At 41.8% G+C, this 8,955-nt stretch carries 14 protein-coding genes; 13 read left to right on the top strand and 1 reads right to left on the bottom strand.

The window, feature by feature from the left end; all coding sequences use genetic code 11:
• Positions 1-402, top strand: a 402-nt coding sequence (locus ACWVCM_RS15405; RefSeq protein ID WP_455202653.1) for a hypothetical protein, incomplete at its 5' end; no start/stop codon positions are given.
• Positions 403-586: 184 nt separating this feature from the next.
• On the opposite strand, the gene ACWVCM_RS15400 is transcribed toward ACWVCM_RS15405, so the two are convergent.
• Positions 587-781 carry a hypothetical protein gene (locus tag ACWVCM_RS15400; RefSeq protein WP_455202652.1) on the bottom strand — a complete coding sequence of 65 codons (195 nt, stop codon included), beginning with the start codon at positions 779-781 and terminating at the stop codon, positions 587-589.
• A gap of 441 nt (positions 782-1,222) precedes the next feature.
• Here ACWVCM_RS15400 and ACWVCM_RS15395 point away from each other — a divergent pair, with 441 nt between their 5' ends.
• From ACWVCM_RS15395 to ACWVCM_RS15340, 12 genes are all read left to right on the top strand, one after another.
• Positions 1,223-1,489 carry a hypothetical protein gene (locus ACWVCM_RS15395; protein WP_455202651.1) on the top strand — a complete coding sequence of 89 codons (267 nt, stop codon included), beginning with the start codon at positions 1,223-1,225 and terminating at the stop codon, positions 1,487-1,489.
• A 244-nt stretch (positions 1,490-1,733) separates the two neighbouring features.
• A complete protein-coding gene (locus ACWVCM_RS15390; protein ID WP_455202650.1) occupies positions 1,734-3,140 on the top strand; it encodes a cbb3-type cytochrome c oxidase subunit I in 1,407 nt (468 codons plus the stop codon).
• A gap of 94 nt (positions 3,141-3,234) precedes the next feature.
• Positions 3,235-4,125 (top strand): cbb3-type cytochrome c oxidase subunit II, encoded by an 891-nt coding sequence (locus ACWVCM_RS15385; protein ID WP_455202649.1) that lies wholly within the window; start codon positions 3,235-3,237, stop codon positions 4,123-4,125.
• 15 nt (positions 4,126-4,140) lie between these two features.
• Entirely contained in the window at positions 4,141-4,770 is a 630-nt protein-coding gene (locus ACWVCM_RS15380) for a hypothetical protein (RefSeq protein WP_455202648.1), read from the top strand.
• Between the two features lie 310 nt (positions 4,771-5,080).
• A complete protein-coding gene (locus ACWVCM_RS15375; RefSeq protein WP_455202647.1) occupies positions 5,081-5,374 on the top strand; it encodes a hypothetical protein in 294 nt (97 codons plus the stop codon).
• Between the two features lie 9 nt (positions 5,375-5,383).
• On the top strand, positions 5,384-5,671 hold the full coding sequence (locus tag ACWVCM_RS15370; RefSeq protein ID WP_455202646.1) for a hypothetical protein: 288 nt from the start codon (positions 5,384-5,386) through the stop codon (positions 5,669-5,671).
• 53 nt (positions 5,672-5,724) lie between these two features.
• On the top strand, positions 5,725-6,213 hold the full coding sequence (locus ACWVCM_RS15365; protein ID WP_455202645.1) for a c-type cytochrome: 489 nt from the start codon (positions 5,725-5,727) through the stop codon (positions 6,211-6,213).
• Complete coding sequence (locus tag ACWVCM_RS15360) at positions 6,210-6,692, top strand: hypothetical protein (RefSeq protein WP_455202644.1); 483 nt, start codon at positions 6,210-6,212, stop codon at positions 6,690-6,692. Before ACWVCM_RS15365 ends, ACWVCM_RS15360 begins: the two co-directional genes overlap by 4 nt.
• A gap of 2 nt (positions 6,693-6,694) precedes the next feature.
• Entirely contained in the window at positions 6,695-7,759 is a 1,065-nt protein-coding gene (locus ACWVCM_RS15355; RefSeq protein WP_455202643.1) for a formylglycine-generating enzyme family protein, read from the top strand.
• Positions 7,760-7,783: 24 nt separating this feature from the next.
• Positions 7,784-8,053 (top strand): hypothetical protein, encoded by a 270-nt coding sequence (locus ACWVCM_RS15350; RefSeq protein WP_455202642.1) that lies wholly within the window; start codon positions 7,784-7,786, stop codon positions 8,051-8,053.
• A gap of 66 nt (positions 8,054-8,119) precedes the next feature.
• A complete protein-coding gene (locus tag ACWVCM_RS15345; RefSeq protein ID WP_455202641.1) occupies positions 8,120-8,446 on the top strand; it encodes a hypothetical protein in 327 nt (108 codons plus the stop codon).
• A gap of 154 nt (positions 8,447-8,600) precedes the next feature.
• Positions 8,601-8,955: hypothetical protein (locus tag ACWVCM_RS15340; RefSeq protein ID WP_455202640.1), on the top strand; the 355-nt coding region annotated here is incomplete at its 3' end.

Genomic DNA, 8,955 nt, shown 5'->3' with positions numbered 1-8,955 from the left:
TGGGATGCATTAATGTATGTTCCGACGGTTTCTGGATTGGCAGTGGGTGCATTTATATTCTGGTACCAGCCAAATCATGCACTGGCCTATTTATTGTTTTTCCTCGCATGCTTCTTTTTCTACCAGGGTATTCACCGTATATTGGGGCGTCTGATGGTTTTGCCAAATGCGCCGGTGTTGCTGGACGTAAATAAACAGCGAGTGTTGCTGGAGCTGCGCAATGGTAGCAAGGTAGAACTCATCAAAAACGTACGTTATTTTTCCGATTACGCGGGAAAGTCATTTGGATTAACGGGCTTAGATGCATCAGGCATGAAGCGTCAGTATGTTTTTCATAAAGGGCAGTTTAACGACCAAACGGAATATCAGAAACTGGGGGGTGTGCTGAAAGTGTTTGCCTAGTAAGGCATTAAGTTATTATTAATATTCTTACTTATAAATACTTATATATAGGTATACGTAACGGACCAGATTTACCTACGAAATTTAATCGCTGACTGATAATCACACATATTTGAGGATGGAGTAAAACGGAGGCGTCGTCGGGTCGCAAAGACGCTGGCGATATAAAATTTATAAATATAGGTTAGCGTTTTCTACGCTGTTTAATAATATCTAGTCCCAGCAGCATTAAAATAACAGCACCGATTGAACACGCTATTACTATGGAAACCTTTTCAGCTTCAGGGCTAACAAGGCCTCCAATAAACATGTGAACTGAATAACCCAGTATAAATAATGAGCTTATAGCCACAAAGATCAGGATAATTATTTCTTTCATTTGATATAGCTCAATGTTTCTTGTTTAAACGGCAATAGTAAGAACTGTAGAAAACCTTATCGTTGCGCTGAGTTATAACATAGACACAACCGATTTGTGTAATGTAAATCTGAAAATATAGTTAAATCGATAACACTTTAGATTTATAGGGAAAGCCCAATTAAGGCTTGACCTGATGTGGCACATATGACACGATTTCGACCCAATATAACCCGGAAGTATGAATGGGTACGAGGCTGAGTTTGAGCTAACCGAAGGATGCAGTAGTAGGGTTAAATTGAATTCAAATTCGTAGAAGTGAGCAAGAATTATAATTAGTTGCAGACAAATTCGTAGCAAAATATGTATGCAAGTAGCCGTTAGAGCTACACCCAAATAATATTAGCGGGTCTACTAAATTAAATAACAAATATAGATTGCTATTGCTGAGGAGGTCAGGGGATGAAAAATCCATTTATACTTACTTTTGTTTCAGGAATGCTTACCGGTATGGGAAACGGCAGTGTGTTTGGCGCTGCTTTAATGTGTTTCCTGGGTCGTGGTAAGTTTGAAGACTGGGGAGGCTGGTTTGGAGATGCCTATAATCCGGTAACATTTACTGGATTCATTGACTGGGCAATGATTATCTTCGGTGTAGCTTTCTATATCACACTTCATGTTGCAGTTAATCGTCATAACGAATTAGAAAGGCAGGCAGCCGCTGGCTAATAGTTTCTGCCAATGCGCGCATTGGTCGAAATTCGCTGTTCTTGTAAATGACTTAATTGGAATTGAATTTTTTATTAAAGGGGTTAACGCCATGTTGTCAATGATCGCAACAATTTTTTGTATAGCACTTGCTTTTTCAAGCATGTGGTTTGGTTGGTATTTGTTAATGCCTCGTGACAGCCTGAAAAATCAGATCTGATTGAATGGGTGCAAATTAGAATTATTATTGGGGAGGGGTAGTTAAATGTTTAAATATCTTTTTGCTAAAAACGAAGATATCCCACCAGGTTCGGCGGCGATATTTTTCGGTTTTTCATCCATTCTGTGGTTTATTGTCGGAACTGGATTAGGTTCATTCAACGCTGCTAAGTTGGCGTTTCCTGATTTCGTGACAGGCATTGAAATGCTGTCGTTCGGTCACATGCGCCAGGTACACGTTCTGGCTGTAATCGTCGGCTGGATCTCAATGGCATTTGCGATGGCCATGATGTACATCACGCCTGCATTAGGTAATACGAAATTGTGGTCAGAGAAGCTGGGTGTTTGGAACTGCTTCATCTGGAATCTGGGTCTTGGCTTGGGATTGACCTTGTTGTGGTTTGGTATGTCATCCGGTCGTGAATATTCCGATATGATTTGGCCAATCGATTTGGCAATCATTTTCGGTATTTTGTCGCCACTATGCTTAAACGTGGTAATGACCATAAAAACTCGCCGTACTCAGGGTATATATACAACAAACTGGTTCTTTGGTGCAGCAACATTCATGGTAATCATTGTATTCAGTGTTGGTAACTCACCTGAGTTTTTCCAATTGACTGGTTTGACTGAAGCGTATCTTACCTGGTGGTTTGCACATAACGTATTAGGATTGTGGATTACACCAGTTGCGGCTGCGATCTCTTATTACATCGTACCGAAAGTAACCGGTAATCCGCTTTACTCACACCGTATTGGTCACTTGCACTTCTGGTCAGTTGTCGTGTTCTACTCAACACCTGCTGCGCACCACTTGATGTCAGCTCCTCTGCCAGAGTGGTTGAAGTCTTTCGCATCAGTAGAGGGTGTGTTGATCCTTGTACCTGCGATCGCCTTCGTATCTAACCTGTTGTTGACCATGTCCGGGAAATGGAAAATGTTCGTTGAGAACGTTGAAATCAAATTCACTATCACCGGTGTACTGATGGCGATTCCTTTGAACATGCAAGGTGGTTTTCAGCAAACTCGCGCGATTAACTGGTACATTCACGGTACTGGCTGGATCGTTGCTCACGCTCACCTGGCACTGCTTGGATTCTCAACGTTCCTTGAGGCAGCTGCGGTTTACTACGGTCTGCAAACTCTGTTGAGACGTAAACTGTACTCGCTGGCTTTGGCTAACTTCCATTTCTGGATGTTGCTGGTTGGTTTTACAACTTACTGGATCTCTATGACCATTGCTGGTTTGATTCAAGGTGCTGGTAAAATCTACGAAGTACCATACATCGACGTTGTTATCGCCGAGCATCCATACATGATCGCGCGTTGGGTTGGTGGAACCATGGTATTCCTTGGTAACTGTGTGTGGCTATTCAATATGTGGAAAACAATGCGTCAAGGTACTGTAATACCTGCGGGTCGCTTGCCACATGAATTGGCCTACGAACGTTAATAACTAAAAGAATTACTTGGGAGGGATTTAAACCATGGCATTTAGAGAATATACAATCGGAGCCCGGATGTTCGGGCTCGCCTTCGGGTCCTCGATGTTCATCACGCTGTACATGCCTGCAATGGACATTCGTAATGTATCCGTGACTGAAGTTGGTTTAGAGCGTCAGTTAGGATTTGGTCGGGTTGGGGGCTTTAGCTACGAAGACCCATTCCTGAAAGGTGAAGCTAAACCGCAGACAGTTGAGATCAGCACAGATCCGAAAACTGGTGCAACCATAGAAGCAACACGCGCTTATGTGTATCAACCAGGCGTGCCGTTCCCTAACGGGATTCGCCATCCAATCATTCTTGGTGAAAAGCCAACTGAAAAAAGTTTAACACTAGGTAAAATTGAACAGGCCGATGACACCAAGGGTGCGGTATTTATCGTGCGCGAAGTAGATGAGGGTGGCGAATCAATTCCATACATTGAAAATGCTACTGCTACACGCGGATGGACACCTGATGCAGTCATGAAAGTGGCCACTGATGAAAATACTTACCATATTGGTAAAGGTAAGATTATGTTCGTTCGTGAAGGTTGCTGGTGGTGTCACACCTTGTTGCCTGAAGAAACTCAAGACTGGCAATATTTTGGTGCGCCCCCAATGCTGGGTGACTTCAATGGTGAAAGTCCTACTGCCTTTGGTTCAGACCGTAAAGCGCCTGATTTGACTCATGTTGGTTCGCGGAACTCTTCTCGTGAATGGATGATGATGCATTTTTTCAATCCACGCCTGGTGCAACCACACTCAATCATGCCTCGTTATGATTACTTGTGGGGTGAAAAAGACGCAAGCGGAAATCCAATCGATTACGATAAGTGGCGTGCTGAGTACACTCAGTATGCTTCAAACGAAATTGTCTATCCTCCTGAGGTGCCTGTGCCTGCTGCAGACAGTGAAGCTCGGGCTTTGATAGATTTCGTATTAAGTCTTAAATAGTGGGAGGGGATAGACATGGCTTGGAGATTTGATAATCCGCTTTACTCCTTAACAACCGATGAGCAAAATCAAGAAGCGATTAAGGTTTGGGAAGGTGAAAGTCTGGGTGGAATAGCAGAAAATAATAATCGTTTACCACAACCGGTGGTTGGATTGCTAATATTAACAATCATTACAGCATTCCTTATAACTGCGCCGCTCTGGGGTCAGCGACCAACAGCTGCTATCTATGAAGAGTATGTAAAATTAATGGATACACCGGAAGTGCAGGCGATCGCTGATGATGCTGCAAAGATGGAGTATATTGTTAACAAGGTAAGAACAGACGGTTCCAAATGGGCTGCCCTGCAAGAAAGACATCCCTTAACGATGGATGACCTGCGTATGATTAAGGGTCCAATCATCGAGCTACAACGCAAAGGGGCGCGCATGGAAGAGTACACTGTACTTGGTAACCGGCTTGTCCTCGCTAATTTCGAAGGTGAGAAACGTGAGGATGGATCCACCATTCGTAGCCAACCTTGGTGGGATAAGGGATACACTATTGATATTTTCTTTATCATTATTTTCTGTGTATCTGTCATCATAGCGGTGAAGCGTTTGCCAAACTACAGTTATGTGCCTGATCATACTAAGAGTCACTAAGAATTTTAGGGAGAGATTACAATGATTGATTTAGATAATGGCCCATTTGCAATGTTACTTTGGGTGTTGGTAGTTTATACATTCCCTTTTATCTACAGCTTTTTCGTAGACAAATACGACAAAGATAAAGAGGGAGTTGATACTTACTCCAAATAAGTAGCTAATATTAGCTTTAAAGCCATGTCATCGTTCAGGTGACATGGCTTTTTGCGTACTATAAGGAAACAAAATTCACTAAAACTGACGTTGAATAGTATTTATACAGTTTTATTATGATAAAGAATTATCGCAAAAAATTCAGGTAGTTAATATGTTTAGAGATTTCCCGTTTTTGTTAAAAGTTGCTGAAGGTGATATTAATCGTCCCTTGGGTATCGATATGAGTATCGAAGGGATGAGTACCCAAAATTTCAGTACGGGTATGTTCTATTTCTTAATTTTTGCTATTGTAGTATTTTTGGTCATTGCGTTTATGTTTATGTTCAAGGATAAGACGCAACAACTGAAAAAAGGGGAGAAAATATTATTTGTCTGGATCTTGATAGGCGTAATTGTCGCTATCGTTTTTGGGGCTGCGCAAATGATGCATGGTTTTTTGGTATAGGAGGATGGTATGGATTTTTTAAATAACCTTGAAGATGGCTGGACAATATATTTATGGCTAGTGGCCGGAGCGGGAATAATCATCGCTTCGATTATTGCTATTCGTTGGGCCGCAAAAAATGAACAATTTGATGAAGACATTAAATACGTGGTGTTTGATGAGGATGATAAAGATAAAATGTCGGACGAAGAGTTCAAAAAAGCGATGGAAGTTAATAAGCATCAGGAAGAGTTGCGAGATAAGTTCTTGAAAGAGGAAGCAGAGAAAAGAGCAGAAGCCAAGAAAAAGGCATCTTGAGCGAAGCCATTAAAATATAAGCAGACTTGTTAGTGTAGTAGGTTGTAAATGCCATGAAGAGAGGAGAAAAAGGTATTTTAGTTGTGATGGGGGTGGCAATCATTATCACTGCAGCAATTAAAGGCTACAGTGTTACGACCCAAAAAGAAGAGGATAAAGGCATTCCCTATTACACAACTGCATCGCAAGATCTTGCTAAAAAAGCCAGGGTATTATTTTCCAAGTACCAATGCCATGACTGTCATAGTCTGTGGACAAAAAGGAGTATGATGCAATCGGTTCCGGCTCCTGCGCTGGATGGTATGGGATCTTTAAAAAGTGAAGAATGGTTTTATCAATATTTTTCATCAGAAAATCCTCAGGAATTAGTACCCACACGCCTCAAAAAAGAATTTCAAATGCCTTCATTGGCAATGGCGACGGATGAAGAACGTAAAATATTAGCGAAATATATGGCTAGTTTGAAAGTGGAAGACTGGTATCTTGAAGAAACTAAAAAGCGGGCCTACGAGAAACTAACGGGAAAAGAGTATAAGCCGTGAGAAAAGCCAGGTTTATATCAGGAACGCTTGCAATTATGGTTGGTTGCCTTGTTAACTATGTCGGTGATCGTTTGCTTGGTGTGCGTTTAGAATGGGTTCCTTTAAATGATCCTCTGGCAATATTTAATGCACTTTGGGCGGTCCAAATATTTATTATCCCAGTTTTTGTTGGACTGGCTACTACGGCAGTTTTTGGTTTGGGTGGTAAGTGGTTATGTTATTTCCCGCCAATGATAGTCAGAACGCTTGCTTATTTGGAGAGTGAATATCTTCTCGAATTACCTGTAGGTATGTCTCTTATGCCTTTTGGCTGGTGGCTCTTTTTTGTAATTCTCGCTGTTGAGTGTGCTGCCATCGGTGGAGTATTCGGAGAGGCCATGATAAAGCGAATTTACGGGCGAACCAGTCCGGAAGAGGCTGAAAATCTTTATATCAAGCCCAATGAGAATAATAAGAAAGAGACACCATCTAGTGAATAATTATGTCGTTACGTGCTCCTCGAATTCAGCTCACTGAACAACAGCGGTTAATTCGCAAACGTTATCTCGTTGCTACATTAATTACCTGTATTGCGTTAGCCATGGTTTTTGGCGCTGCGCATGTTGTTCAACTGGGCGCCAATAGAATGTCCGATATGCGTGCCAGAGCCTCTTATGACCTGAAAGATGAGCACAAACATATTCGTGCTGCTGGAGAGGATATAACTCGACACCAGCTTCATGAAGCTCAGGAAAAGGCGACAGAGACTTATATGCAGGCCGAAGTTGCTGCATTATTACCCTCTGAACAATGGGCAGAATATGACAGTCTCGTTCTCATTCCAAAGGGAGAATTCATAATGGGAACTGATTCTGAGCGTGCTGATATTCAGAATCAACCGGCGCATAAGGTATACCTGGGAGATTATTATATTGATAAATATCTAGTCACCAATGCTCAGTATGCACGGTTTGTTGCGTCTGAAAAGCGCCGACCACCACTGGATTGGGAAAATGGTAAAATCCCGGATAACAAGCTGTTACACCCTGTAACGATGGTTTCCTGGTTTGATGCGAAAGCATATTGCGAATACAGGGGAAAACGGTTACCTACAGAGGCAGAATGGGAAAAGGCTGCCAGGGGAACTGACGGTAAACGCTGGCCTTGGGGTGATGTGATGGATCCTGCAAAATTAAATACTTACTATAATGTTGGATCAACGACAGTGGTAACACGATATAATACCGGGACTAGTGTGTATGGTGTTTACGATATGGCAGGAAATGTAAGTCAATGGACAGACAGTGATTTGGTCCCTTACGAAGGATCCAGAGCGCCGGCATCAGTATTTAAAGCGAAAACGTTAGTTGCTAATACCCCTGAAGACAAGGCGATGAATGTCGGTGAATTGGTTGAAGTAGAAGACAGGGTGTTTAAAGTTCGTCGTGGTGGTTCCTGGAAAAGCGATCCGTTTTCAACGTCGTCCTATCATCGTAATTTTTCCATGCCGCATTATGCGTCAGATTTTTTTGGTTTTCGTTGTGCTAAAGATGCGCCTAATAAATAAGTGCTAGTCAGGAAGTTATTTAAAATGAACAAAAATATTTTTCGCAATTTATCTATAGTGACGGCATTCGTAAGCAGCCTGTTATATATAGAATGCAGTGTCGCTGCAGATAGTTACCGATACCTGCATGTGTCGATAGATACACCCTGGTTAATATTTATTTTCTTACTGATGATAATTCTGTTTCCTTTTGTGTTGAGCGCAATATTGTACTGGTACTTCACCTTTAAGAAGCATAAAGAAGAAAAATCAAAGCAACTGGAAACGGAAGCCTCGACAGAAGAATCACAGTAAACCTGTAAGCCTATGCATGTATTTAAATTAGTATTGCTTTCACTTTGTTTCTGTCTGGTTCCTTTTTTGGTTAGTGCGGAAAATGAAGATCGAAAAGTTGATGTTAGTAAATCAGCAGAATCCAGTGAGTCGCAAGTTATTCAGTCTTTTACATCCCAGGCGGGCGATATCGAAAGTGATATCGTAAAAATTGATGACCAGCGAAAGCGGCAGATAATGTTCGCGATGGGGGTTCCTTTACTTATTTTTATATTTATTACTGTTGGTTTGGGTGTCGCGATGGGTGTATTTGGTAAAGATGTCTACATTGCCCATATGATTTTTGCCGGTTTAAGTCTTACTTTGGCCATGGGGCATGCAGTGGTCGGATTAGTATGGTTTTGGCCGTTTTGAGGCTTTTGACAGTAATTGCAAATTCTCTTGAAACTTATTTATCGTGTCAAAATCGCTATCAAACACTCCCAATAAGCACGTTTTATTCTTTATTCTCATTCTGTACTTTTTTTCCGGATTAGCGAGTCTGGCCTACGAAGTTTTGTGGGTTAGAATGCTTTCCCTGCAGTTCGGAGTCAGTATATTTGGCGTCGTGATCACCGTCGCTGCCTTTATGCTTGGCCTGGGTGCTGGTAGCCTGCTTGGTACAAAAATATTGCATCGCATATCAAATCCATTGCGGTTGTTTGCGATCATTGAATTATCTGTAGCAATCATTTCCTTGGGAATTCCTTTCGTATTTCAGTGGGTCGAAGCGTGGCAAATAAGCCTGACAATGCAATCTTCGATTGGTATTTGGTATTTATGGCAGTTTTTCTTTACCGGCATTGTGCTGCTGTTGCCCGCATTGCTAATGGGGTTTGGATTCCCATTAATTCTCTCGGTAATTGAAACCGTTCCTTCATCTC

This window comes from Kaarinaea lacus, from assembly GCF_975902315.1.
The sequence above is the reverse complement of the archived record's forward strand: the minus strand, read 5'-3'. Positions and strand labels throughout refer to the sequence as shown.

Excerpts from the sequence above, each read along its gene's own strand:
- ACWVCM_RS15390 (WP_455202650.1), top strand. The coding sequence starts at position 1,734 with ATGTTTAAATATCTTTTTGCTAAAAACGAAGATATCCCACCAGGTTCG.
- ACWVCM_RS15355 (WP_455202643.1), top strand. The coding sequence starts at position 6,695 with ATGTCGTTACGTGCTCCTCGAATTCAGCTCACTGAACAACAGCGGTTA.
- ACWVCM_RS15385 (WP_455202649.1), top strand. The coding sequence starts at position 3,235 with ATGTTCATCACGCTGTACATGCCTGCAATGGACATTCGTAATGTATCC.
- ACWVCM_RS15370 (WP_455202646.1), top strand. The coding sequence starts at position 5,384 with ATGGATTTTTTAAATAACCTTGAAGATGGCTGGACAATATATTTATGG.
- ACWVCM_RS15380 (WP_455202648.1), top strand. The coding sequence starts at position 4,141 with ATGGCTTGGAGATTTGATAATCCGCTTTACTCCTTAACAACCGATGAG.
- ACWVCM_RS15375 (WP_455202647.1), top strand. The coding sequence starts at position 5,081 with ATGTTTAGAGATTTCCCGTTTTTGTTAAAAGTTGCTGAAGGTGATATT.
- ACWVCM_RS15395 (WP_455202651.1), top strand. The coding sequence starts at position 1,223 with ATGAAAAATCCATTTATACTTACTTTTGTTTCAGGAATGCTTACCGGT.
- ACWVCM_RS15365 (WP_455202645.1), top strand. The coding sequence starts at position 5,725 with ATGAAGAGAGGAGAAAAAGGTATTTTAGTTGTGATGGGGGTGGCAATC.
- ACWVCM_RS15400 (WP_455202652.1), bottom strand. The coding sequence starts at position 781 with ATGAAAGAAATAATTATCCTGATCTTTGTGGCTATAAGCTCATTATTT.
- ACWVCM_RS15350 (WP_455202642.1), top strand. The coding sequence starts at position 7,784 with ATGAACAAAAATATTTTTCGCAATTTATCTATAGTGACGGCATTCGTA.